Origin of the sequence: Brevundimonas vesicularis, from assembly GCF_044807075.1 — a bacterium.
GTDB classification, from domain to species: Bacteria; Pseudomonadota; Alphaproteobacteria; order Caulobacterales; family Caulobacteraceae; genus Brevundimonas; species Brevundimonas vesicularis_G.
This window is the reverse complement of the sequence record NZ_CP085234.1, coordinates 1,801,845-1,827,070: the sequence shown is the minus strand read 5'-3', so window position 1 is coordinate 1,827,070 and position 25,226 is coordinate 1,801,845. Positions and strand designations below refer to the sequence as shown.

At 66.6% G+C, this 25,226-nt stretch carries 22 protein-coding genes and 1 pseudogene; 10 read left to right on the top strand and 13 right to left on the bottom strand.

The features are described 5' to 3' along the window. Positions 1-3 precede the first annotated feature (3 nt). The 4 genes and pseudogenes from LG306_RS09090 to LG306_RS09075 form a co-directional block, all read right to left on the bottom strand. Entirely contained in the window at positions 4-1,806 is a 1,803-nt protein-coding gene (locus LG306_RS09090; protein ID WP_404413833.1) for an autotransporter domain-containing protein, read from the bottom strand. A 114-nt stretch (positions 1,807-1,920) separates the two neighbouring features. Continuing rightward, positions 1,921-3,117, bottom strand: a complete 1,197-nt coding sequence (gene serA, locus LG306_RS09085; RefSeq protein WP_404419684.1) for a phosphoglycerate dehydrogenase — start codon at positions 3,115-3,117, stop codon at positions 1,921-1,923. A gap of 216 nt (positions 3,118-3,333) precedes the next feature. Further along, positions 3,334-3,813: pseudogene (locus LG306_RS09080) on the bottom strand (HAD family hydrolase); the annotation flags it as partial. A 121-nt stretch (positions 3,814-3,934) separates the two neighbouring features. After that, on the bottom strand, positions 3,935-4,474 hold the full coding sequence (locus tag LG306_RS09075; RefSeq protein WP_112861608.1) for a hypothetical protein: 540 nt from the start codon (positions 4,472-4,474) through the stop codon (positions 3,935-3,937). 187 nt (positions 4,475-4,661) lie between these two features. Between LG306_RS09075 and LG306_RS09070 the strand changes: the two genes are divergently transcribed. After that, the gene (locus LG306_RS09070) at positions 4,662-5,585 is read left to right on the top strand and encodes an Hsp33 family molecular chaperone (protein WP_404413830.1); all 924 of its coding nucleotides are present in this window, start codon (positions 4,662-4,664) and stop codon (positions 5,583-5,585) included. Positions 5,586-5,625: 40 nt separating this feature from the next. Here the strand turns inward: LG306_RS09070 and phoB are convergent, their stop codons facing one another. The 6 genes from phoB to LG306_RS09040 all read right to left on the bottom strand — a co-directional run bounded on the left by phoB (position 5,626) and on the right by LG306_RS09040 (position 12,286). After that, complete coding sequence (phoB, locus tag LG306_RS09065; RefSeq protein WP_017505977.1) at positions 5,626-6,318, bottom strand: phosphate regulon transcriptional regulator PhoB; 693 nt, start codon at positions 6,316-6,318, stop codon at positions 5,626-5,628. Positions 6,319-6,338: 20 nt separating this feature from the next. Further along, a complete protein-coding gene (gene phoU / locus LG306_RS09060) occupies positions 6,339-7,064 on the bottom strand; it encodes a phosphate signaling complex protein PhoU (protein WP_017505976.1) in 726 nt (241 codons plus the stop codon). 4 nt (positions 7,065-7,068) lie between these two features. Beyond that, positions 7,069-8,016, bottom strand: coding sequence for a phosphate ABC transporter ATP-binding protein PstB (pstB, locus tag LG306_RS09055; RefSeq protein WP_185223868.1), 948 nt, complete (start codon positions 8,014-8,016; stop codon positions 7,069-7,071). A 4-nt stretch (positions 8,017-8,020) separates the two neighbouring features. After that, positions 8,021-9,325 (bottom strand): phosphate ABC transporter permease PstA, encoded by a 1,305-nt coding sequence (pstA, locus tag LG306_RS09050; RefSeq protein WP_404413827.1) that lies wholly within the window; start codon positions 9,323-9,325, stop codon positions 8,021-8,023. After that, on the bottom strand, positions 9,318-10,748 hold the full coding sequence (gene pstC / locus LG306_RS09045) for a phosphate ABC transporter permease subunit PstC (RefSeq protein WP_404413826.1): 1,431 nt from the start codon (positions 10,746-10,748) through the stop codon (positions 9,318-9,320). Before pstC ends, pstA begins: the two co-directional genes overlap by 8 nt. Before the next feature lie 140 nt (positions 10,749-10,888). Then, positions 10,889-12,286 carry an ATP-binding protein gene (locus LG306_RS09040; protein WP_404413824.1) on the bottom strand — a complete coding sequence of 466 codons (1,398 nt, stop codon included), beginning with the start codon at positions 12,284-12,286 and terminating at the stop codon, positions 10,889-10,891. A 143-nt stretch (positions 12,287-12,429) separates the two neighbouring features. Here LG306_RS09040 and LG306_RS09035 point away from each other — a divergent pair, with 143 nt between their 5' ends. The 8 genes from LG306_RS09035 (at position 12,430) to ychF (ending at position 21,804) form a co-directional block, all read left to right on the top strand. Then, positions 12,430-14,718 (top strand): ATP-binding protein, encoded by a 2,289-nt coding sequence (locus tag LG306_RS09035; RefSeq protein WP_404413822.1) that lies wholly within the window; start codon positions 12,430-12,432, stop codon positions 14,716-14,718. Positions 14,719-14,864: 146 nt separating this feature from the next. Then, entirely contained in the window at positions 14,865-15,497 is a 633-nt protein-coding gene (locus LG306_RS09030; RefSeq protein WP_404413820.1) for a 50S ribosomal protein L25/general stress protein Ctc, read from the top strand. A gap of 86 nt (positions 15,498-15,583) precedes the next feature. Next, positions 15,584-16,192: an aminoacyl-tRNA hydrolase gene (gene pth / locus LG306_RS09025; RefSeq protein WP_017505969.1), complete on the top strand. Its 609-nt coding sequence runs from the start codon at positions 15,584-15,586 to the stop codon at positions 16,190-16,192. 49 nt (positions 16,193-16,241) lie between these two features. Then, positions 16,242-16,628 carry a hypothetical protein gene (locus LG306_RS09020; RefSeq protein ID WP_404413817.1) on the top strand — a complete coding sequence of 129 codons (387 nt, stop codon included), beginning with the start codon at positions 16,242-16,244 and terminating at the stop codon, positions 16,626-16,628. 70 nt (positions 16,629-16,698) lie between these two features. Beyond that, entirely contained in the window at positions 16,699-18,798 is a 2,100-nt protein-coding gene (locus LG306_RS09015; RefSeq protein ID WP_404413816.1) for a TonB-dependent receptor family protein, read from the top strand. 16 nt (positions 18,799-18,814) lie between these two features. Continuing rightward, entirely contained in the window at positions 18,815-20,134 is a 1,320-nt protein-coding gene (locus tag LG306_RS09010; RefSeq protein ID WP_404413814.1) for a PepSY-associated TM helix domain-containing protein, read from the top strand. A gap of 13 nt (positions 20,135-20,147) precedes the next feature. Next, entirely contained in the window at positions 20,148-20,639 is a 492-nt protein-coding gene (locus tag LG306_RS09005) for a copper chaperone PCu(A)C (RefSeq protein ID WP_404413812.1), read from the top strand. Positions 20,640-20,709: 70 nt separating this feature from the next. Then, a complete protein-coding gene (ychF, locus tag LG306_RS09000; protein WP_112861596.1) occupies positions 20,710-21,804 on the top strand; it encodes a redox-regulated ATPase YchF in 1,095 nt (364 codons plus the stop codon). Here ychF and LG306_RS08995 read toward each other — a convergent pair. The 3 genes from LG306_RS08995 to LG306_RS08985 form a co-directional block, all read right to left on the bottom strand. Further along, positions 21,797-22,330: a hypothetical protein gene (locus tag LG306_RS08995; RefSeq protein WP_404413810.1), complete on the bottom strand. Its 534-nt coding sequence runs from the start codon at positions 22,328-22,330 to the stop codon at positions 21,797-21,799. The two genes, ychF and LG306_RS08995, sit on opposite strands and share 8 nt — an antisense overlap. Before the next feature lie 68 nt (positions 22,331-22,398). After that, entirely contained in the window at positions 22,399-23,832 is a 1,434-nt protein-coding gene (locus LG306_RS08990; protein WP_404413809.1) for a hypothetical protein, read from the bottom strand. Positions 23,833-23,904: 72 nt separating this feature from the next. Continuing rightward, complete coding sequence (locus tag LG306_RS08985) at positions 23,905-24,894, bottom strand: helix-turn-helix transcriptional regulator (protein WP_404413807.1); 990 nt, start codon at positions 24,892-24,894, stop codon at positions 23,905-23,907. A 92-nt stretch (positions 24,895-24,986) separates the two neighbouring features. Between LG306_RS08985 and LG306_RS08980 the strand changes: the two genes are divergently transcribed. Beyond that, positions 24,987-25,226 carry a hypothetical protein gene (locus tag LG306_RS08980; protein ID WP_404413805.1) on the top strand — a complete coding sequence of 80 codons (240 nt, stop codon included), beginning with the start codon at positions 24,987-24,989 and terminating at the stop codon, positions 25,224-25,226.

The following is a 25,226-nucleotide window of genomic DNA, read 5'->3' as shown; positions in this document are numbered from 1 at the left end:
CGCTTAAAGAGGCAGTTTCAGCTGAATGCCGCCCATGTGGCTGTCGGCGTGGTCGCCGAAGCGGCCGCGATAGCCGACCGTCACCTTGACCGGGCCAAGCGACCCCTCGACGCCGGCCGATGCCAGCAACTGGCCGCCGAACGGATCGTCGATCTCGCGCGACAGCACCTGGGCCGGGTTGTTGTAGAGACCGACGCGCACCGGATCGGAGCTGTCGTCCAGAGCGTCGCGGTAGCCGCCTTCGGCGAACAGGCCGAACCCGCCCATTTCCGCCTCGGCGCGCAGGGCGACCTCTCCGGTCAGGGCCTTCACGGTGCGATCACCGTACTGATACTGGGCGCCGACGCCCTGTTCGTAATAGCCGTCCACATCGCTGGACACGTAGGAGAGGGCCGCGCGGGGCGACAGGGCGACGCCGCCCATGTCGAACCACATGCCGCCCTGCAGATGGGCGCCGCTGCTGAGCGCGCGGGTTTCGGCGGTGTGGACGATCGGCGCCAGGCTGGTGGTGCGTTCGATGTCGTCGATGTTGTCGCGCGCCACGCCGACGGCGGCGTTGACGAAGACATCGCCCGAGCGCCAGCCGCCATAGACGTCCAGGCCGAAGCTTTCGACGTTGAACTGCAGCGCCTGGCTTTCGACGTCGGTGTTGCGCGCCGTGCCGGCCAGACCGAAGCGCCAGTTGGCCGAGGGACCGGCCTCAAGCGCGATACGGGCGCCCCAGCCGTCGCTGGACGAGCTGGTGACCGAGCCGCGCGCGTCGGTGTCGACGCTGTCGATCAGGGCCGAGGTGGTGACGGACACGCCGGCCTCCCACGGCTGGCGACCCGACAGGGCCTCGCCGGCGGCGTCCAGGGCGTCCTCGCGGTGACGATAGGCCGTCTCCCCCTGCAGGGTCGATTGGGCGCCGATGTCGCCGTAGTAGAGGTAGTCGGTCGCCAGCTGGGCGATGATCCGGTGGCCCGCTGCGGTCGGGTGGACATCGTCAAAGTAGAAATAGCTGTCTGGGTTCGCGCAAACCGTAACCCCGTTGAAGCACTTGTCAGTGATATTGGTGATGCCGAACAGCCCTGGATTGGCGGCCAGCGTGTCGCTGACTTTGAACAAATCCATCATGATGATGTTGCTGCCTGGGCGGGCGGCGGCGGTGGCGGTCAGATTGGCCTGTAGCGCCGTGTTGAAGGTGGTCACCGCATAGTCGGCCAGCGGCGCCGCCATCTGGCCGCGGAAGAGAGGCGTCAGGCTGAGCTTGGGCAGGTTGGTGACCAGGATGGTCCCGGCGCCGGCGCCCGCCACGTTGCTGACCAGCGTGTTGACATTAGTGGCAGCTGTAGTGGCGACTGGGGTAATGGCGGCGACGGGATTGGTGGTGAGGCCGGCGGCGGGCAGGCCTTGGAAGATGTCGTTGGCGCCGCCCAAGACGCTGACCAAATCGGTTGAGCTGAAGCGGCCGCCCGCGGCGGTGTAGCGCGACAGCTGGTTCAGCATGCCGAACGGCACGCCGGCCGAAGCGTCGGTGCGCGAACCGCCAAAGGCGTAGTTGATGCTGCCCGTGACCGAGCCGTTGAAGTTGGCGGCGTTGAAGCCGAGCAGTTCAACGAAGGTCGGACCGTTCGAGAAGCGGCGCGCATAGGGCGGCGACGGCGGCTGGGTCCCGCCCGAGATCAGATAGAGGTTGCCGTTGTCGCTGAGGCTGTCGCCGAAGACGACAAGACGGTTGTAGGTCTGGGCCGAGGCCGAGCCGGCAAAGGCGCAGGCGGCGAGCGCCAAGGCAGCGACGGCGCCGCCGGTGATGAAGCGTGACATGAAAATCCTCCCGCAGCCGTCGTTGCGCGGCCGTTCGACGTGAGGATGCGCCAGTTCGCGCAGAGCGCAAGATGCCGCGAGGTCAGCTTTGAGAAGATATTTGCGAGCGACGTATCACTGCAACGTGCGGAACTTCAGCGTGCCCGGCACCGTCTTGAGTTCACGCAGCGCCTCCGGATCGTAGTCCCGATCCACATCGGTGATGACATAGCCCGTGCGCTCGTTCGTTTTCAGATGCTGGCCCAGGATGTTCAGGCCCGCCGACGCCAGGGCGCGGTTCAGTTCGGCCAGCACGCCCGGCTGGTTCCGGTGGATGTGCAGGATGCGGTGCGCGCCCGAAACCTCTGAGAGTTGGACGTTGGGCAGGTTGACGCTGAAGGTCGTGTCGCCCCGGTTCAGATAGCCCAGCAGACGTTCGGCCGCGAACTCGGCGATGGCCTCCTGCGCCTCTTCGGTCGAGCCGCCGATGTGCGGCGTCAGGATCATGTTGGGCAGGCCCTGAAGCGGGCTCTCGAAGGGGTCGGCGTTGGTGCGCGGTTCTTCGGGAAAGACATCGACGGCGGCGCCGGCGACCCGCCCCGAGCCGATCGCCTGGGACAGGGCGCCGACATCGACCACATGGCCGCGCGCCAGGTTTAGAAACAGCGCGCCTTCCTTCATCCGGCCGAACTGGGCCGCACCGAAGATGTCAGCGTTCTCCTTGCGGCCATCGACATGCAGGGTGACCACGTCGCTTTCGGCGAGAAGCGCGTCCAGCGAGCGCATGCGGCGCGCATTGCCCAGGGCCAGGCGCTCGGACAGGTCGTAGAACAGGACCCGCATGCCCAGGTTTTCAGCCAATACCGACAACTGGCTGCCGATCGCGCCGTAGCCGACAATGCCCAAGGTCTTGCCACGCAGCTCCTTGGAGCCGGTGGCGGACTTGTTCCACTTGCCGACGTGCATGGCCGCCGACTTGTCCGCCACGTCGCGCATCAGGACGATCATCAGGCCGATGGCCAGCTCGACCACCGAGCGGGTGTTCGAATAGGGGGCGTTGAACACCGCCACGCCGTGATCCGAGGCCGCGTCCAGATCGATCTGGTTGGTGCCGATGCAGAAGGCCGCGACGGCCATCAGCCGATCAGCCTGTTCCAGAACGCGGCGGCTGACCGTGGTCTTGGAGCGGATGCCCAGGACATGGACGCCCTTGATGGCCGCGATCAGATCGTCCTCGTCCAGCGCGCCCTTCTGGGTCTCGACCGAATAGCCCGCCTCCTCCAATCTCTCGACGGCGGCGGGGTGGATGTTTTCCAGGAGCAGCATCTTCATGCGGCTGCGCGGGAAGGACCAGCGGCCGACCAAGCCTTCGGCATGGAGCACCTCGTCGAGAGACGCGGCCTCGGCGTCGGCGACCTGGAGCACAGGCGCGCGGCGCACGACCTCGGTGAAGGCGTAGAAGGCGTCGGCGGCGCCCGCGATCTTGACCTCGGCGTCGTTCCAGCCGTCGCCCACCATGACGACGCGGCCCGACAGGTTCAGGCCGTGAATGGCGGTCGGCTTGCCGTTGGCGTGCGACAGCGGGTTGGCGTCGTCCACGCCGACCACGCGGTCGTCCGCGTCATAGATCAGGTCGTTGCACAGCACGCGATCGGGAGAGACGCCCAGCTCTTCGGCGACGGGCGCGATCACCTCTCGGAAGCCGCCGGAGAGGATAACGACCTTGCCCTTATTCTGCTGGAAGAAATTCAGGTTGCGCCTCACCGACGCCGTCAGATGGTCCGGCGCGCTCTGGGCCAGTGCGGCGACATGGGCGCGGGTCAGCGGTAGCAGCGCCACACGACGGCGTAGAGCCTCGCCGAACTCGACCTCTCCGGCCATGGCCTGATCCGTCAGGGCGGCGATCTGGGCGCGCGTATCGGCTGCGCCGGGCGCATCCGCCAAGGCGATGTCGGCCAAGGCCTCAAGGGTCTCGAAATCAACCAGGGTCGAATCGAAGTCGAAAATCAGTGTGGGGCGCGCGCTCATGGGCGGCGTCTTAGCGGCCTTCGCGCCTGCGGCAAAGCCGAGCGGTGCTGCTCACTGTGGGCAGATGCGCTAAAAGTTTGCCGCCCGCCACGATTTTCACCGGGCGGGCGGCACGAAAATGTCAGAAGCGCGCGATGCGACGCACGTGGCTGTCGGGACGTCGGCTTTCGAGAACCGCTGCGCCGACGGCCGCCGCGATGGTCGCCACCGCCAGCAGCGCGCCGCCTTCGCGGGCGTGGTCGCGCGCATACTGACCGGCGTCGTCAGCATAGCGGCGCGCCGTCTTGCCATGCTTCTTCAACGCCTTCTTGCCGTCCTTGCGGGCCGAACGAAACCAGTCGTCGGCACGGTCGCGGAAATCGTAGGCGCTGTCTGCGGCGCGGTGGCGGGCGTCGCGCGAAAGCGCGCCAGCGCGTTCGCCGACATCCTCGGCCCGGTGGCGGAAGGCGTCGACGGCGTCGTGGAAACGGTCGCGCAGTTCGGACGTATCGACCCAGCCGCGCGGGTCGATGCGCGACTTGATGCGCTGGTAACGGGTGGGGCCGCTGCGTTGCGTCAGATAGACGACGGCGACAGCGCCGAGCGCGACCGCGAGGAGGCTGCCGGCGGTGATGCCGGGGTGTTTGCGAATCTCTTCGATCGGATCGATGTCGCGGATCATCGGCGGAACCTCTTCAGTTATTGGCGTCATGAACGGAGCGACGGCTCCGCTTGAGCCAAAAGAGCGATCCGCGCCGAAATCGGTTCCGTCGCCCTCCCCCAGACCGGGCGGATTAGCCCCCTTATCAAGCCGCCCGCGGGCGCCTACATAGCCGCGATCCCGAAATGACGCCCCAAAGGACCTCGCCGTGACCGATCACGCGTCCAACATTCCCGTTTCCGACGATCTGGCCGCCGCCTTCCAGATCGAAGGCTGGCCCGTGCGCGGTCGCCTGGTTCGCCTGGGCGCGACCATCGACAAGATCCTGGCCGCCCACGCCTATCCCGAGCCGGTCGCCGCCCTGTTGGGCGAGGCCTGCGCTTTGGCCGCCCTGATCGGCTCCAGCCTGAAGTTCGAGGGTCGCCTGCTGGTCCAGGCCCAGGGCGACGGCCCCGTGCGCTACGTCGTCGCCGATTACGGCACCGACGGATCGCTGCGCGGCTATTGCCGCTATGACGAGGCTGAGGTCGCCGAGGCGTCGCAGGGCTTCGCCCGTCCCGGCGCCCGCTCGCTGCTGGGCCAGGGCGTCTTCATCATGACGCTGGATCGCGGCCCGGACTTCGAGCGCACTCAAGGCATCACGCCGATCGAGGGCGAAAGCCTGTCGCTGGCGGCCGAACACTATTTCCAGCAGTCAGAACAGGTGCCGACCAAGGTGCGTCTGGCCGTCGGCCAAGTTCAGACCGAGGCCGGATCGCAATGGCGCGCCGGCGGCGCGATGATCCAGATCATCGCCGGAGACGAGGCGCGCGGCTCGACCGAAGAGGTTTGGGACCGCACGCGAGCCCTGTTCGGCACGCTGGGCGATGACGAACTGGTCGATCCGACGATCTCGCCCGAGACGCTGCTGTTCCGCCTGTTCCACGAGGACGGCGTGCGGCTGGAGGGCGCGCGAGAACTGACGGCCGTCTGCCGTTGCTCACGCGAACGGATCACCTCGGTCCTGGCCTCATTCGATCCCGCCGAGCGCGCCGAGATGCTGGAGGACGACGGCAAGATCCGCGTCACCTGCGAATACTGCGCCACGGTCTATGCACTAGACCCCGACGAAGTGGTCGCAGAGCAAATCTGAACGAGAAAGGGCGGCTCCGAGAGCCGCCCTTTTTTTGATTTCAGCCTTCCAAATCCAGCGAATAGCCCGCCGAACGGACTGTGCGGATGGGGTTGGCGCTTTCGTCGGCGATGGCCAGGGCCTTGCGCAGGCGCCCGACGTGGACGTCCACCGTGCGGGCCTCGACATAGACGTCCGAGCCCCAGACCGCGTCCAGCAGCTGCTCGCGGCTGAACACCCGGCCCGGGTGCTGCATGAAGTGGTCCAGCAGGCGGAACTCGGTGGGGCCCAAATGGACCTCCTTGCCGTTGCGCTTCACCCGGTGCGAGACGCGATCCACGACGATGTCGCCGTGGTTCAAACGGTCGTCGGCCAGACCCGGACGGATGCGGCGCAGGACGGCGCGGATGCGCGCGATCAGCTCTACCATCGAAAAGGGCTTGGTCAGATAGTCGTCGGCGCCGGTGTCCAGACCGCGGACCCGGTCACTCTCCTCGCCGCGCGCCGTCAGCATGATGATCGGCAGGTTGCGGGTCTCGGCCTTGCCGCGAATCCGACGGCAGACCTCGATGCCCGACAGCTTGGGCAGCATCCAGTCAAGCAGCACCAGATCGGGCAGACGCTCGTCGATCTGGAGCATGCCCTCCTCGCCGTCGGCGGCGACGGCGACGTCGTAGCCTTCCTTTTCGAGATTGTACTGAAGAAGGGTCGCCAGCGCGTCCTCGTCTTCCATCACAAGGATATAGGGCTGCACGTCGGGTCTCCGGTTTCGGGTCAGTGCGTCGAAAGGTTCGGCGTCGGATCGGAATCCTCAGCCGTAGGCTGCGCGCGCGGGCGTTCGCCCACGATGTCCTCGCCCGTGATCTCGTAGTGGACGGTTTCGGCGATGTTGGTCGCGTGATCGCCGATCCGCTCCAGGTTCTTGGCCATGAACAGCAGATGGGTGCAGGCGCCGATCGTGCGCGGATCGCCCATCATGTAGGTCAGCAGTTCGCGGAACAGGGCGTTGTAGTGCTCATCGACCTCGTCGTCGGTCTGCCAGACGGCGACGGCGCGATCGAGTTCCGAGGCCGTATAGGCGTCCAGCACATCACGCAGGCGGGTCGAGACCAGCCGACCCATCCGCTCGATCGAACGGGTCAGGGGCTGCATCGGCTGGGCTTCGGCCAGGATCAGCGCGCGCTTGGCGATGTTTTTGGCCAGGTCGCCGGTGCGCTCCAGATCGGTGGCGATCTTCATGGCGCCCAGGGTGCGGCGCAGGTCGCTGGCGACCGGCTGGCGCAGGGCGATCAGACGGATCGCCTTCTTCTCGATATCCCGGTGAAGGGCGTCCAGTTTCAGATCGCGTTCCACCACGGCGCGGGCCAGGGCGATGTCGCGCCGGGCGACGGAGTCGATGGCGTCCGCAACCTGGGCCTCGGCGAGACCGCCCATGCGGGCGATCTCGGCCGTGATCTGGTTCAGTTCGTCGCCATAGGCTTTGACGGTGTGCTGGTTCATCGGATTAGCCGAAGCGTCCCGTGATGTAGTCGAGCGTGCGCCGTTCGCGCGGATTCTGGAAGATGTCTTCCGTGTCCCCGGTCTCGACCAGACGGCCCATGTGGAAGAAGGCGGTGCGTTGCGACACGCGCGCGGCCTGGGCCATCGAGTGGGTGACGATGACGATGCAGAACCGCTCGCGCAGTTCGTCGATCAGCTCCTCGATCCGCGCCGTGGCGATGGGATCCAGCGCCGAACAGGGCTCGTCCATCAGGATGACTTCGGGGTTCACGGCGATGGCGCGGGCGATGACCAGACGCTGCTGCTGACCGCCCGACAGACCCATGGCCGACGATTGCAGGCGGTCGGCGACCTCGTCCCACAGGCCCGCGCGCTTCAGCGCCTTTTCCACGACCTCGTCCATCTCGGCCTTGGACGACACCAGGCCGTGGATCTTGGGCCCGTAGGCGACGTTTTCGTAGATCGATTTCGGGAAGGGGTTCGGACGCTGGAACACCATGCCGACGCGAGCGCGCAGCAGCACCGGGTCGATGGAGCGGTCGTTGATGTCCTCGCCGTCCATGGCGATGCGGCCCGTGACCTTGGCCCCGGCGATGGTGTCGTTCATGCGGTTCATGGTCCGCAGGAAGGTGGACTTGCCGCAGCCCGACGGACCGATCAGGGCCGTGACGGTCTTGTCCGGGATGTCCAGCGAAACGTCGTAGAGCGCCTGTTTGCCCTCATAGAAGACCGAGACGTCGCGCGCGGCGATCTTGATCGGACCGACGGGCGGGCTGTCCACCACGGCGGGGCCCGACCGTGGCGTGGCGTCCTCGACACGCGGTTCGGCGGCTGCGCCCTTGGACGGGGCGATCTCGGGCAGGACCTGACCGCCCATGCGCGGCGCTTCGGTCGGATCGACCGAGCCGGCGCCGGTCTGGTCCTCGGCGGAGCGGAAAATACGGAATTTCATTCTCTTACCACCGACGCTCGAAGCGCCGCCTCAGGATGATGGCCGCCGCGTTCATGATGATCATGAAGACCAGCAGGACGATGATCGCCGCAGCGGTGCGTTCGTGGAAGGCCCGCTCCGAGGCGTTCTCCCAGATGTAGATCAGCGAGGGCAGCGCCCCGACCGGCTGGTCGATGGCGTGCGGCACGCCCGGCACGAAGCTGACCATGCCGATCAGCAGCAGCGGCGCGGTCTCGCCCAAGGCGTGAGCCATAGAGATGATGGCGCCGGTCATGACGCCAGGCATGGCCAGCGGCAGGACGTGGCTGAACACCGTTTGGGTCTTGGATGCGCCCATGGCCAGGGCGGCCTCGCGGATCGACGGGGGCACGGCTTTCAGCGCCGAACGGGTGGCGATGACCAGGGTCGGCAGGGCCATAAGCGCCAGGACCAGACCGCCGACGATCGGACTGGCGCGCGGCAGATGCATCCAGTTGATGAACAGGGCCAGACCCAAGAGGCCGTAGACGATCGACGGCACGGCCGCGAGGTTATTGATGTTGACCTCGATGATGTCGGTCAGCTTGTTCTTGGGCGCGAACTCTTCCAGCCAGATGGCCGCGCCGACGCCCAGCGGAATGGCGATCAGGGCCGTGACCATCAGCATCAGGGCCGAACCGACCACGGCGCCCAGGACGCCGGCAAGCTCGGGCTGGGTCGAATCGCCGTTGGTGAACAGCGCGGTGTTGAAGTGCGAGCCGATCACGCCCTCGGTCTGCATCCGGTCCAACCAGGCGATCTGCTGATCGGTCAGGCGGCGTTGATCCTCAGGCGTCTCCCTGGAGATTTCGTCCTTCAGATACAGATCGGCGTCGTCGGACAGCGGCACGGCCAGTGGCACGGTCTCGCCGATGAGCTCGCTTCGCTTGGCGACCAGATCAGCGGCGACAAACTTCAGCTCCGACGAGAACAGCCGCTTCATCAGCGCGGCCTTCGTCCCGGCCGCGTCGTCCTGAATACCCATGCGGGCCAGCTGCTGCTCGGCGGCCAGTTGCTCGAAATTGGAGCCCTGCGGGTAGGCGCGGTCCACACGCGCCGGGTCCATGAAGACCGGCACGGTGACGGTGTGGGTGTAGAAGGCGGTGTGGCCCTGCTCGACGATGCGGACCAGCAGCACGGCCAGGAACAGCACGGCGGCGGCGATGGCCAGCCGGCCATACCATTTGAAGCGCGTTTCCTTGGCGTGACGACGCTTCAGACCTGCACGCAGGCGGTCGAGACGTCCCTTGGCGGCCGCGCCGTCGATCTGATCGGGGGTCGCGTCAGTCATATTGTTCCCGATAGGTCTGCACGATCCGGTGGGCGATGATGTTCAGCATCAGGGTCACAAGGAACAGGGTCAGGCCCAGGCCGAAGGCGGACAGGGTCTTTGCGCTGTTGAACTCCTGGTCGCCGGTCAACAGGGTCACGATCTGAACGGTGACGGTGGTGACGGTGTCCAGCGGGTTGAAGGTCAGGTTGGCGGCCAAGCCCGCGGCCATGGTCACGATCATGGTCTCGCCAATGGCGCGCGACACCGCCAGCAGCAGGGCGCCGGCGATGCCCGGCAGCGCGGCGGGCAGAAGAACCCGCTTCACCGTCTCGGACTTGGTCGCGCCCATGGCGAACGAGCCGTCACGCAGCGACTGAGGCACGGCGTTCAGAATGTCGTCGGACAGGGACGACACGAACGGGATCAGCATGATGCCCATCACCGCGCCCGCCGTCAGGGCCATCTGGTTCTGAACCAGAGCCAGGTATTGGCCGAGCCCGTCCAGCGGTCCGCCGATCAGGAAGAGGCCGATCTCGTTGAAGAAGACCCTCAGCAACGGCCCGACGGTCAGGGCGGCGAAGAAGCCGTAAACGACGGTCGGCACGCCGGCGAGAATCTCCAGGAGCGGCTTGATCACCGCGCGGGTCGTGCGGCCGGCGTATTCCGACAGATAGATAGCCGACAGCAGGCCGATGGGCGCAGCGACGCACATGGCGATGACCATGATCAGCAGGGTGCCGGCGAACAGCGGCACAGCCCCAAAGGCGCCCGAGGACCCGACCTGATCGGCGCGGATAGCGATCTGCGGGCTCCATTGGGTGCCAAACAGGAAGTCGAGAACCGGCACCTTCTGGAAGAAGCGGAAGCTGTCGAAGGCCAGGGAGGCGATGATGCCCAGGGTCGTCAGGACGGCGATGGCCGAGCAGACGAACAGGGCGCCGTAGATCCAGCCCTCGACCCGGTTGCGGGCGCGCGTCGCAGGCTTGATCTGCGTCAGGGCGAACAGGCCGCCCAGGATGGCGGCCAGAATGGCGGCGACGCCGCCGCCCCACGACAGGGTGCGTTCAATGCGAACCATGCGGCGCGCCTCGACGGGCAGTTCTTCGGCCAGCGGACGTTCCCAGATCTGGAGCGCTGCCTCTCCGCGACCCACGCGGTGGGCGTCGGCGAAGAAGGCGTCGCGACGGAACGGCTCCAGCGCCGCGACGGCATCAGGCGTGCCGACGGCGGTCAACTGACGCTGAAGCGGGGCGGCAAAGACCGCGGCCAGGATCAAGACCAGCAGAGCCGGCGCGGCGACCCAGATCAGCGCATAGGCGCCGTGCTGGCCGGGGCGGGAATGGGGTTTTGCGCCGATCGCACGACGACGCGCCAACGCACGCCCGCCCAAGAAGGCGGCCGCACTCAAGGCGACGAGGATCAGCAGATAAATCCAGATCATTCAGAAGTCCGAAGCGCCGTGCGCGAATCGACGAAGGTCCTGAACATCGGGACCAACGCGGCGCGACTACTGCCTGCGAATGGTCAGCGGATTACGACGGGTCGATGACAGTTGGGTGACAGCGACCGTCCGTCGCGCCCTCAGCGTCGCTCGACCGGCTGAGGGAACCATGCGGTGAAGGCCGCCCCCATGCCCGGCGCGCTTTCGACCACCAGACCGCCCTGGTGACGGTTGATGATGTGTTTGACGATGGCCAGACCCAGCCCTGTCCCCTGCCGCTCGCCGCTTTTTTGACCCTCGACCCGATAGAAGCGCTCGGTCAGGCGGGGCAGATGTTCGCGCGCCATGCCGGGCCCATGGTCGCGCACCGTCACGGCGGCATAGGAGATGCCGGCCGTCCGGTCCGGCGTGACCAGCGGCAGTCGTGTGGCGCCGGGCATGCGCGACGCCCAGGCCTCATCGAACGACAAGTCCGAACGGACGGAGATTTCGACCGTGCCGTTGCGTGACGAATATTTGACGGCGTTGTCGAGCAGGTTCTGCACCACCTGCAATATCTCATCGCGATCGCCGCTGATCGACGCCCTCGCCTCGCCCTGATCAAGGGCGACTGCGATCTCCTTTTCGCGCGTCAGAACGCTGATAGCGTCGACCACGTCAGAGGCGGCGCGGTCCAGATCGACGCGACCGGACGGCGGAATATGCTCGTTCAATTCGATCCGGCTCAGCGACAGCAGATCCGCGACCAACCGCCCCATCCGATCCGCCTGGGCCGACATGATGTCCAGGAAGCGGTCGCGCGCGACAACGTCCTCACGCGCATGACCTTTCAGGGTCTCGATGAAGCCGCTGAGCGAGGCCAAGGGCGTGCGCAGTTCGTGGCTGGCGTTGGCCAGGAAGTCCACGCGCATCATCTCGATGCGGCGCGAGTCCGTTTCGTCGCGTAGGATCAGCAGGGCCAGTTCCGACCCGGCCTTCCCTGACGCTTCGAGTGAGAGCGGCCGGGTCCAGGCGCGCCATCGTCGGTCGCGCTGACCGCCCGTCGCATAATCCGTGGTGCGCGCCGTCCCGCCGAACAGGGCCTCGTCCACCGCCTCCAGCACGCCCGGTTCGCGGATCACCTGAACCAGCAAGGCGCCCTGACGCTGGATGCGCAACAGCTCCCGCGCTGCCGCATTCGCCATGACAATGCGTCGCCCGGCGATGTCGTCCGGCTCGCCGCCGCTGACCACCAACACCGGATCATCCAGCGCCTCGAACACCCCGTCGAGAAGATCGCCTGTCACCATGTCGATGACGGGCTCGGTCGCAGCGCCCTGACTGGCCGCCGGCTCAGCCCTGGCCGCCTCGTTCATGTTCAACAGCCAGGCCGAGGCCGCCACGATCACCGCCCCGCCGACCAGCCAGTTCGCAAGTTCGGGATGCAGAATCGCCAGCACCAGCAGGGTCACGATGGCGATGCCGATGCTGGCGCCGACCGTCCACAGCCGCGAGGTGGAGACCGGCGCGACAGGCGATGGCGAGACTTCGTAAGGCATGGGTCCGGGCGACCTCGAACTGAAGAACGATTCCGATCCTTGCACGGATTCTGTGACGGCGTACCGACAGCCTGCGGCGCCCATAAGCTTCGCCGCACAGTTTCTTTAGGATTCTGGTTCATCGTAGCGCCAAGGGAGGCATTGTGGACCGCATTATCCAATGCATCGTGTACGATCATGACTGGCGAACAACGCTGTTCGCGGGGCTGATCTGCATGGTCGGCCTCGGTGTATCGACGCACGTCATGCAACAGATTGGGCGGCGCGATCCCAAGCAACGTAGCCGCAGGGTTCTTCTAGCCGTCATCATCGGGGCCCTGACAATCTGGGTGACCCACTTCGTCGCCATGCAGGGCGTCGTGGCCGGTGTGCCCGTCCGCTACAATCCGCTTCTCACCGTCGCCTCCTTCGCAATCGCACTGGCCATGATTGGCCTGACGATCGGCTCCACCGTAATGGGCAAGGGCCGCATGTGGCGGGTTCTGTCGGCTGTCGTCGCGGTCACGGGGATCGGCGCCATGCATTACCTGAGCATGGCCGCCATTAGGGCTCCCGCTCAAATCAGCTGGGATCCCATCCTTGTTCTCATGTCGATCATCGCGTCGTTGATGATCGGTTGCACGACGGCCTTCTTCTATCGCCGAGGCGGTCTCGTGCGCCTCTTGGCGACGACCGCGGGCCTGTCTGCGACCGTCATCGTTCTTCATTTCATCGGCATGGCGGCCATCACCCTGACGCCTGACCCGTCAATTCCCTTCGATCGAGGTTTGTCCAGCGAGTCGATGCGCGGCTTGCTGGCGGCGATCATGCTGATGGTATGCTGCGCCGCCGCCGTCCTCGTCACCATGGCCTATATCTCTCGGGCCGCAGCGCTGCGTCGGATTCGCGAGGCGGTGGACGCCATGCCGGACGGTCTGGGCTTCTACGACGCTCAGGACCGACTGGTGCTGTGGAATGCGCGCTACGCCGAGGTCAATCCCGAGCTTGAACCGCACTTGACCGTCGGTCTGCCATTCCGGGAAGCCCTGCGGATCGGCATTGACGAAGGGCTTTACCAGGAAGCGAAGGGACGCGAGGAAGACTGGCTGAATGAGCGGATGCAGGCGCGCCGCCAGTTGTCTTCAAACAGCGAACAGCAGATCGCCGGCGGGCGATGGCTGCGGGTTCAGGATCGCCGCACCTCCGAAGGCGGCACAGTCACCGTCTGCAACGACATCACCGATCTGAAGCGGGACGCCCAGGCTCTGGCCGAGGCCCGAGACGCGGCCGAGGCGGCCAATGTCGCCAAGAGCCAGTTCCTGGCCAATATGAGCCATGAGATTCGAACGCCGCTGAACGGCGTGATCGGCCTGTCCCAAGCCCTCGCCAAGACCGATCTGACGGAGGAACAGCGGGAGATGCTGGATTTGATGCAGGCGTCGGGAAAGACGTTGCAGACTCTGCTCAGCGATATTCTGGATCTGGCCCGCGTGGAATCGGGCAAGCTGGAGTTGACCGAAGACGCCTTCGAACTGGCGACGGCCGTGCGCGAGGCGGCGCAACTGTATGCCGAGAATGCGCGTGAGAAGCACCTCGACTTCCACGTCGACATCGATCTGGAAGACGACGTCTGGATTTTGGGCGACGCGGTCCGCCTGAAGCAGATTCTGACCAATCTGATCTCGAATGCGGTGAAGTTCACCAGCAAGGGCTTTGTCGGCCTGGTCGTGCAGAGCGGTGTGGATCGGGACGGATCGCCGGTTCTGCGCTTCACCGTCGAGGACAGCGGCATTGGTTTCGACGAGGCGACGCGCGCGCGTCTGTTCAGCCGATTCGAACAGGCGGATGGCGGGATCACACGCAGGTTCGGCGGGTCTGGCCTGGGTCTGTCCATTTGCCGCCAACTCGCGGAAATGATGGGCGGCGATCTCGACTGCGAGAGTGAGCCCGGCTCGGGGGCGGCTTTTATCCTGACGCTGCCGTTGAAACCGGCCCAAGCCCCTGTGATGAAGGAACAGTCGGGGCGACAACACGCCGTCGCCGCTCAGGAGCGGCCGGTGCGAGTCTTGGTGGCGGACGACCATCCGACCAATCGTCGCGTCATCGAGCTCATTCTCGCCCAGACCGCGGCGCAGATCGTCATCGCGGAAGATGGCGTCCAGGCGCTTGAGGCCTTCCGCAGCGCGGCGTTCGACCTGGTGCTGATGGACATGCAGATGCCGATCATGGACGGCCTGACGGCGACGCAGGAGATTCGCCTGCACGAGACGGCGATGGGCATGGATCGCACGCCGATCGTCATGCTGACGGCCAACGCCATGCCCGAGCATGTCGCCGCCGGACGGGCGGCGGGAGCCGACCACCACCTTGCAAAACCCTTCAACGCCGCCGAACTGCTTAGCATCGTGGCTTCGCCGGCCTCCCTGCTGACGGATTGCGCCAAGGCGGCCTGAGCCGGGTCTCAAAGCGGAACCTTTGACGGTTGCGCCTTGGGCATGATGCGTGTAATAGCCCGCGCTCTTGAATTCGAGGGTTCATCACCCCCGCCGCGAGAGCCCCGGGTTGGCGCGGCGTTTCCGTTGTTGTTGAGGCGAGCCACATGGCCGAGATCATTCTGAACGTGGACGTCCGCGATGGCGTCGGCACCGGCGGCGCTCGCGCTGCGCGTCGCGCCGGTTTCGTGCCGGGCGTCCTTTACGGCGGCGACAAGGCCCCCGTCGCCATTTCAGTGAACGAGAAGGACTTCCGCAAGTCGCTCTACACCGGCAAGCTGCTGGGCCACTTGGTGACCCTGAAGTACGGCGACGAGACCCAGCCGGTCATCGCCAAGGACGTGCAGTTCGACCCCGTTTCGGACCGCCCCCTGCACTTCGACCTGATGCGCGTCGATGAGAAGGCCCCGGTCAAGATCGAAGTGCCGGTGCACTTCCTCAACGCCGACGAAGCGCCCTTCGCTCGCCAGGGCGGTTCGCTGGAAGTCGTCCGCCACGCCGTCGAAATCCTGGTTCGCGCCGACCAGATTCCGGAAGAGCTGGTCGTCGACCTGGCCAAGTCGCAGATGGGCGACACCATCCGCATCTCGGACATCACCCTGCCCAAGGGCGCGGAAGCCACCATCACCGACCGTGATTTTGTGATCGCCACCATCAAGGTGTCCTCGGCTGCCCTGTCGGCCGCCGCCGACGAAGCCGCTGACGCCGAGGCCGCTCCGGCCGAGAAGACCGAAGACTGATCCTTAGTCGCTTCGACAAGATCACGCCCCGCCCGGTTCGCCGTGCGGGGCTTTTCTTTGCCTGACGCAAACGGCAAGAGGACGCCATGATCATCATCGCGGGGCTCGGCAATCCGGGCGGGAAATACGAAAAGAACCGGCACAACATCGGCTTCATGGCCGCCGACGAGATCGCGCGCCGGTGGCGGTTCGGGCCTGAGCGCGCCAAGTTCCAGTCGATCGTCAGCGAGGGTCTGGTCGAGGGGACCAAGGTCCTGCTGATGAAGCCCCAGACCTATATGAACGAAAGCGGCCGGGCCGTCGGAGAGGCGTCGCGCTTCTACAAGATCAAGCCCTCTGAGATCATCGTCTTCCACGACGAGATCGACCTGGCGCCCGGACGATTCCGCATGAAGACTGGCGGCGGCGCGGCGGGACAGAACGGCGTCCGCTCCCTGATCAGCCACTTGGGCGCCGACTTCCGACGCGCGCGCATGGGCATCGGCCATCCGGGCGAAAAGGAACTGGTCATGCCCCACGTCCTGGGCGACTTCCACAAGGCGGAACAGCCCTGGCTGGACGCCATGCTTCAGGCCTGTGCTGACGCCCTGCCTTTCGCGATCGCCGGCGACGACGAACGGTATCAGGGCGAGGTTATGCGCCTGGCCCCCGCGCCCAAGTTCAGCCCGCGCCAGGCCGCGCGCGGCGAGCTTTAGAACAAACCGCCGCCTATCGCGCCGTCGCAAAACGCCGTAGAGGCCAGACGTGACCCGCACCCAGGCCGACAATTGGTCGATCTCGCAATCGCTCGCCTTCCTGGCGGCGGTGTTCGCGCTCGTGCTCGGAACCCTGCTGCCGTTCGCGGCTCTCGCGGCGGTGCAGCCGGGTCATCCGCTGGTCATCTGTTCGGCGGAAGGCCCCCAGACGATCCAGTCCGGCGGCATGGACGGCCCGGTCAACAAGCACGTCGGGGCCAAATGCGCCGCCTGCGTCATGCCGTTGGCCGCCGCCCTGCCCTGCCCGCCTGCACCCGAACCGGCGCCGGTGGTCCGCACCGTCGAGCGCGTTGTCTATGTCGCCGCCAGCGTCAGCCCGCCGCCGCCCGCGCGCGCGCCGCCGCGCCCGCCGTCCACCGCCCCAACCCACGCCTGAACCAGACCCCAAGCCCGCGCGCCGGCCCCAGCGCCCGCGCGCCGTCTCGTTCTGATTTCAGGTTCAATCCATGTTCTTCAAGACCACCGCAGCGCCCTGCGCGCTGCTGCTCGCCGCCCTCTCCAACGCCGGTTGGACGAGCCCCGTCCTGGCCCAGCAGACGCCCGAACCGACTTTGCTGGACAGCGTCATCGTCACCGGCCGCCGCAACGCCGAGGATCCCGCCGTTGTTGCAGAAGCCCGCGCCCTGTTGTCTCGCACGCCCGGCGCCGTTGCGGTCGTCGCCTCCGAAACCTATCAGGACCGCTACGCCCTGACCTTCGCCGATACGCTTCGCAGCGTGCCAGGCGTCTTCGCACAACGCCGCTGGGGCGAGGAGGTGCGGTTGTCGATTCGCGGCTCGGGCATCGGCAACGGCGCGCACCTGCGCGGCGTGCTGCTGGCCCAGGACGGCGTGCCCTTCAATGCATCAGACGGTTTTGGCGAGTTTCAAGAGATCGATCCCCTGATCGCGCGCCACATCGATGTGTTCAAGGGCGGCAACGCCTTGCGCTTCGGCGGCGCCGCCCTGGGCGGTGCGATCAATGTCGTGACGCCGACCGGGCGTACGGCCGCGAGCCGGAACCTGATCGGGGTTGAGAGCGGATCGTTCGATACCCTGCGCGGCCATGTCGCCCTGGCGCGCGACTGGGGCGACTGGGACCTGTACGCGGCCGCCACCGTGGCCAGTTCGGACGGGTTCCGGGACAATCAAAGCTCAGATTCAAAACGCCTGACGCTCAATCTGGGGCGGTCGTTCGGCGAAGGTCGTGAGTTGCGGCTGATCGTTCAGGGCAATGATCTGGACCAGTCGGTGTCTTCCGCCGTCACCCGTCAGCAGGCCCTCACCAACCCGACCGCCGTACCGGCGAACAATAACGTGCTGGCCTTTGCGCGCGACGTGAAATCCTTGAGAAGCACCCTTCTGGGTCGCTGGCGCGTGGATGACAGCCTGTCGTTCGAAGGGGCCGTCTATGTAGTGGACAAGGATCATTATCACCCCATTTCCATCGTCATCGATCAGAACAGCCAGCAGTGGGGCGGCTATGGCCGGCTGGACTGGAACGGTCGTCTGGGCGGCATGCGGGCCGATGCCTATGTGGGGGTCAGCTATCGCGGCGGCACGACGGACGCCTTCACCTTCGTAGCGGCGGGCGGTGCGCGCCCAGGCGCAAAAATCGGCGGTTCTGTTCAGGAAGCGACTGGTATCGACGCGTTCGCTGAAGGCCGCCTGTTCGTCACCGACCGCCTAGCTCTGGTCGCGGGCGGCAGTTACGGCCGCGCCGAGCGCGACTACACGAACAATCTGGCGCCCGCCAACAATGCCGACACCACCTTTGATTGGTTCGCGCCTCGTATCGGCCTGTTGTGGGAAGACGAAACCGGCGCCCAGATCTACGCCAACCTGACGCGTTCAGTAGAGGCGCCCAGCTATGGTGCTTTGGTACAGGGCGCCGTGCCGCAATTCGTGCCTGTCGATATCCAGGACGCCTGGACGGCCGAGGTAGGCGCCCGCGGCCGTCGCGGTCCATTCACCTACGATGTCTCGGCCTATCGCGCCAAAATCGAGGGCGAACTGCTGAACTACAGCGTCAATTCGGCCCTGAACATTCCCGCCGCGACCTTCAATGCTGACGATACCGTCCATCAGGGCATCGAAGCGGGGCTGGACTGGCGGATTATCGACAGCGCCGATGGTCGCCTGACGCTGCGCCAGACCTACGCCTGGTCAAATTTCTTCTTCGAGAACGACCGTGTCTATGGAGACAATCGTCTGCCGGTCGTGCCGGAGCATCTCTACCGGGCCGAGTTGAAATATGCCCATCCGGCGGGCTGGTTCGTGGCGCCCAGCGTCGAATGGTCGCCAACGGACGTGCTGATCGATTACGCCAACACGCGCAGCGCCACAGATGGAACGCCGCTGACAGCGCCTGACTACGCCATTCTGTCGTTCAATGCGGGCTGGAACTTGCGCGGTGGAGTTTCCCTATTCTTGGATGCGCGCAACCTGACCGACGAGCGCTATATTTCAACCGTCAACGCCGTGACAGACGCCACTAAGGTCGCGACTGCCGTCTTTGTGCCCGGCGAAGGACGTTCGGCCTATGTGGGGTTGCGTTATGCGTTCTGAGTCCGGCGACGCCTCAATGTCCGACGCCTATCGCGCGATCTGGCGCTGGCACTTCTATGCCGGCGTCTTCGTCATGCCGGTGCTGATGCTGCTGGCCCTGACTGGGGGTCTCTATCTGTTCAAGGACGAGATCGACGGGTTTTTGTATCGCGACATGATCCGCGTGCCGGCGGTTCAGGCTCAAGCGGCGCCAGATGCGTGGGTGGCTTCGGCCGCCCAGGCCGCAGGCGGCGGTCGGGTCGCCAATCTGGTCATGCCTGCGCGTGACGATCAGGCGATCCGGATCAGGGTCGATCGACCCGACGGCGTGCAGAAGACGGTCTTCGTCGATCCGCACACCGGCCGGGCCACCGGCGTCATTCCGGCCGGCGGATTCATGGAGCTGGTCAAGAAGACGCACAGCCTGACCCTGCTGGGGCGGCCGTTCAACATCCTGGTCGAGGTCGTCGCCGGCTGGACGATCATCCTGTTCGCCACGGGGCTTTATCTGTGGTGGCCGCGCGGGCGGGGCGTGGCGACCTTTGCACCGCAGACGACCGACGGCCGCCGACGACCGTTCTGGCGCGACCTGCATGCGCTGACGGGTTTCTATGTCGGCGGGGTCGTGCTGATTCTGGCCGTAACCGGCATGCCGTGGTCGGCGGTCTGGGGCGAAAAGGTCATGGGGGCGGTCAAGGAGACGGGGCTGGGGCGGCCGCCCGCACCCGTGGCCGGCGCCTGGCAAAGGGCGCAGCACCACGATGCGCCGGTCGGGGCCGGCTGGACCATGGAAGGCATGGTGATGACCCACGACCATGCCGGCCATGGCGGCCTGGCGCAGGTTCTGAGAGTGGCGGATCAGGCCAGCCTGGCGCGCCCCTATACGGTGAACATCCCCAGGGCCGATGACACCGCCTATACGCTGACGACCCAGGCGACACGGGTTCAGGACAGCCGGTCGCTCTATGTCGATGCGGCCTCCGCGCGGCTGCTGGGCGACATCGGCTATGAACAGTTCGGCGCCGGCGCCAAGGCCATCGAGTTCGGCATCTATACGCACCAGGGCACGCAGTTTGGACAGGCGAACCGCATCGTCATGCTGCTGGGCTGCATCGGCGTGTGGCTGTTGGCGATCAGCGGCCTGGTCATGTGGTGGAAGCGCCGCCCGCCCAATCTGTCGCGCCGACGCCTGGGCGCGCCGCCTGTTCCGCCAGGACCGCGAGCGCGCGCCGCCGTCCTCGGCATCGTCCTGCCCCTCGCCATCCTCTATCCCCTGACGGGACTGAGCCTGATCGCGGCCGTATTGCTCGACCGAGCCCTACGTCCGATGATTCGGCGCCGTTCCGCCGCCTTGTGAAAGACTTGACGCCATGAAGATCAAACTCGCCCTTGCCGCCGCCGCCCTGTCGCTGGCGGCCTGCAATCCGTCCGAGCCGGCCAAGGCGCCCGCCGCTGACACGCCGACAGCGACCGCCGCCGTGACCGCGACCGACGCCTGGTGCCGCCCGTCGCCGAACGGGGCCAAGGCCGGCGGCTGCTACGTCACCCTGACCGCCGCGACCGACGACAGGCTGGCGGGCGGATCGACGCCGCGCGCCGCATCGCTACAGGTTCACGAGATGAAGACCGAGAACGGCATGATGAAGATGGCCGAGCTGACGGCGGGCCTGCCCCTGCCCGCCGGTCAGGCTGTGGCCCTGGCGCCGGGCGGCAATCACCTGATGCTCATCGGCCTGACCGCGCCTCTGGTCGCCGGCGAGACCGTGCCGCTGACGTTCCAGTTCGCGTCGGCGCCGGCGATCACGGTTCAGGCGCAGGTTCGCCAACCGGCCATGGAAGGCATGGATCACGGAGCCCACTAACCTCAGTTGAAGCGCGAGCCTGACAAACGGTTCTGAACCCGCTAAAGGCTCGCGCCTCACGAGGAATACCATGGCTCTTAAAGTCGCGATCGTCGGCCTGCCCAACGTCGGCAAGTCCACCCTGTTCAACGCCCTGACCAAGACGGCGGCGGCCCAGGCGGCCAACTATCCGTTCTGCACCATCGAGCCGAACACCGGCGACGTGGCGGTGCCCGAGGCGCGTCTGAACGCCCTGGCCGAGATCGCCGGTTCGAAAGAGATCATCCCGGCCCGCATCACCTTCGTCGACGTCGCCGGTCTGGTGCGTGGCGCGTCCAAGGGCGAAGGCCTGGGCAACCAGTTCCTGGCCAACATCCGCGACTGCGACGCCGTGGCCTTCGTCGCGCGCTGCTTCGTCGATGACGACATCACCCACGTCGAGGACCGCATCGATCCGATCGCCGATCTGGAGATCATCGAGACCGAACTGATGCTTGCCGACATGGAAAGCCTGGAGCGCCGGCGGCCGCAGCTGGAGAAGCGCGCTAAGGGCGGCGACAAGGAGTCGGCCCTGACGCTGAAGCTGGTCGATCTGGCCCTGGCCCAGCTGAACGCCGGCAAGCCCGCCCGCACCGCCGAGGTGTCCAAGGAGGACATCAAGGCCTGGCACATGCTGCAACTGTTGACGGCGCTTCCCGCGCTTTATGTCTCGAACGTCGAGGAAGGCTCGGCCGACAAGGGCAACGACCTGTCCGACAAGGTCGCGGCCCGGGCCGCCCAGGACAACGCCAACTCGGTCGTCATCTCGGCCCAGATCGAGTCCGAGATCGCCGTGCTGGACGACGAGGAACAGAAGGAGTTCCTGGAGACCCTGGGTCTGGAAGAGCCCGGCCTGAACCGTCTGATCCGCGAGGCCTATAAGCTGCTGGGCCTGCAGACCTATTTCACGGTCGGGCCCAAGGAAGCCCGCGCCTGGACCATCAATGTCGGCGACACCGCGCCCCAGGCGGCCGGCGTGATCCACACCGACTTCGAAAAGGGCTTCATTCGCGCCGAGACCATCGCCTTCGACGACTTCGTAGCCCTGCGCGGCGAAGCGAAAGCTCGCGAGGCCGGCAAGCTGCGCGCTGAAGGCAAGTCCTATGTCGTCAAGGACGGCGACGTGATGAACTTCCTGTTCAACTAGGCGGCGCGGCAGGCGGGGTTTCGGCCCCGTCCTTCTTCATCATCTTCGCCAGCGGGTTGGCGGATTCGGGCGCGCGCGGCGACGCCGGACAACGCGCCAGTTTCACTGTCTTCATGTCCTGATCGACATAGGTCACGTTCATCACGTCGCCGCTCGTGCTCATATGCACCCTCGCGGTCTGAGCCCGCCCCGCGCATCGCAGAACCGCGACATAGCCGGAACCCGTCTCGTCGATGCTGGCGATGTCGCAGTTGCGGCCATAGGCGTCGAAGCGCAGCGGCGTCAGGGTGATCGGGCTGCGTTCGCCCTGGGGCCGGGCGCACCATTGCGGGTTCGCCGCCCACACCCCCACGAAGCTGCGCGGCCCACGTCCAGCCAGAGACGACGGTCCAGGCGGTTCGACCGGTTGCATGGCTTCGGGCGTCCGCAGAGGCGCCGCCGGTTCATTCGGCGGATTGACCTCGTGATCGCCGCAGGCGGCCAGAAGGGCGATCGCACCCGCCATCGGGATCAAGGCTGTTTTCATCCCGCCACAACGCCACGGCCAAGGTTCGGGTTCAATCCGATGACCAGCGCCAGCGACTGTGATCGGATTCAGTTCAAAACCACCCGGCCGTCGATCATTCGGAAGGCCACGCCTGTGCGCTGGAACAGGCGCGCGATGACGGCGGACGGATCGGGCGCACCCTGGTCCAGCAGCCGCTCGACATCGCCGCGCAGCGACGGGTCGCGGGACGTCCGGGTCAGAGCAGTCAGCCATTCCTCGCGGCTGAGCACGCTGTCCGGCTGGCGCAACAGAGGTCTGAGGAAGTCGAACCAGTCGCCGCCGGTCCTCTGGCGTTGCGCACCCTCTGCCGCCAGGGCGAAGACGGCCCCGCAGGCGTAGTAGGCGCGGTGTTCGCCCCGGCCGCCGGCCTGGGCGACCGGCTTGCGCGCCAGGCTGACGCAGTCGTCCACCTCGGACTGAAGCTCGGCCCGGTCGTCATAGTTTGCATCGAGGGCCTTCAGGGCGCGCACGGCCATCAGGTCGGCCCCGCCCTCGGTGATCCAGGCCTCGTCGGCGAAGGCGTATCGCACCGTCTGTCCCAGCCAGAAATGCGCCCCCTCATGGCCGATGAACCAGCGCGAACGCTCCACGATTTCCGGCTGGGGCGAGGTCACTCCGCGCCCCTCGAACGACATGACGATCAGGCCCGGCAGGACGCTGCCGCCCATGCTCGTCATGCTTTCGGTCGGCCCGTTCCAGGCCACCATGACGATGGGCGTATCACCGCCGGAGCCCGGCGCGCCGAGGCGGTCGCGATAGTAATGACCGACACGCGGCGCAAAGCCGCGGATCTCCTCGCCGATCCACGGCGGCAGATTGGGGTCCATGACGGTCGACAGGCCGTCGCCCGGCGTCACAGTCGCCTCGCCCAGCAGGACATAGCTGCGCTCGTCCGTCGTGGTCAGTTCATCGCGGCGGCGCCCGTTGAAAAGGACGGGTCCATTCTCGTCCCGCCACGTCACGCGCGAGGGACCGCCATCCAGCCGGATCCGGTTCAGGTCGTCCGGCACCTGCTCGGCCGCCTGGGCCGACGGCAGAGCGAAGACGTCCAGTTGTCGCGTCGGCAGGGCCACCGCGCCATTGGAGAACAGCAGGGTCGGATATTCGGCCTCAAGATCCACCGCCTGCGGTCGAACGCGGAAGCGGACCTCGCGCGGCACGGGACCGCCGTCCATGCTGCGGATGATGTCATAATGGCCGCGTCGCTCCATGACGACGCCGGGCGTCTCGACCGTCCATTGGCGCGGCCGCCAGGGCTGGCGCGAATCCTGTTCCAGCGCCGAATCCTGGAAGGCCCAGACCGGCACCGCGCGCCCGAAGCGATAATCGATGTTCAGGTGATTGCCGTCACGGGTCACCGTCACCTGGGGTCCGCCTTCCTCCTGAAGGGTCGCCGGCGCCGACATGGGCCCGGCGGCGCAGGCTCCGCTCATAAGGGCGAGAGCCAAAACGGCGGACGAGGCGAAGGCGTGGACGCGCAAGGGCGATCTCCTGAAGGGCGCTAGGCGCAAAGCCTAGCGGTCGTCAACGCGCCGCGTCAGCTTACGGTTTCGTCAGGCTGAGGCCCGTTCCAAGGCGCGCCCCGCCGCCGCCAGTTCGTCGGCCATCACGGCCTTCAGTCGCTGTGGCGCCAGGATCTGCACTTGCTCGCCCCAGGTGAACAGATGCCAGGCCAGCTCGCGCATGCCCGAGGCGCGGAACCGCACGATCACGCCGCCGTCCGGCTGATCCTCGAACGACTGGGTCGGGTGCCAGCGCCAGCCCTTGGCCTCGGCCGCGCCCTCGGGCGCGATGCGCAGCACGACGTCCTCGATCTCGTCCTGATAGATGCCGAAGGACTGGCTGGCGAAGACACCGAGGTCGAAATCGGCGGGCGGCACGGCCACCCCCTCTTGCGGGGCGACGTGGCTCATCCGGTCCAGGCGGAAGGTCTGGATGCGGCCGGTCTCGCGGTCGGCGGCGACCAGATAGTTGGCCCGGCCGAACATGACGCCGCACGGCGCCACGCTGCGCCGCCGCGGCTCGGCGCCCGGACGGGAATAGGTGAAGCCCAAGGGCTGCTGCGCCAGCACCGCCGCGCGGATAGCGGTCAGCATGGCCTCGTCGGCGGAGGGTCGCGGCCCGGCCTGGACCGCAATGGTCTCGGCCCGGACCAGGGCCTCCAGATCCGGCGCCATCCGATTCAGCGTGGTCGAACGCATCGCCGCCTTCAGCTTGCGCTCCAGCCCCTCCAGCGCCGTGGCGCGCGCCGGTTCGCCGGCAGCGCGCAGGGCGGTCGCGGCCTTGGACAGTTCCAGCATTTCGGTCGCCGTCGGGGCCTGTTCGAAGGCCGACAGGCCGCCCCGGATGCGCCAGCGTTTGGACGGCGGATCGGAGACCTCGTCCACCTGCGGGAACAGCATCAGCACGGCGTCGCGCATCCGCTCGGCGGTGCGACGGCCGACGCGCATGTCGCGCGCGATCTCGTCCAGGCTCAGCCCTTCTGCGCTGGCGGCCATGCGGCGCGCCAGATCGATCACCATCGCCGCCTTGTCGTGTCTCAACGCTCTCCGCCGATTCCTACGTCCGTTTCTGACGCAACACTGCTTCATAAAGACATCATCGACAAGAGGCCCCCGCTTCAGGAGATCATCAGATGGCGCGTTTCCAACCCACCCCTTCGCTCGCTCATTCGGCCGTCAACGCCAGCCGCTATATCATCGTGCCGTGCGAGGCCGACGGGTCGTCCGACCTCGCCGTGATCTGGGATCGGCTGGAGGAACAGGTGGTCGACGTCATCTCGGCCGCCGCCAGCAGCCGCTATTCGGACGAGGACATGCTGTGGGACGAAGGCCGCGCCGGCGACATGGCCCCCGAGTGGCGGATGGCCGCCTGA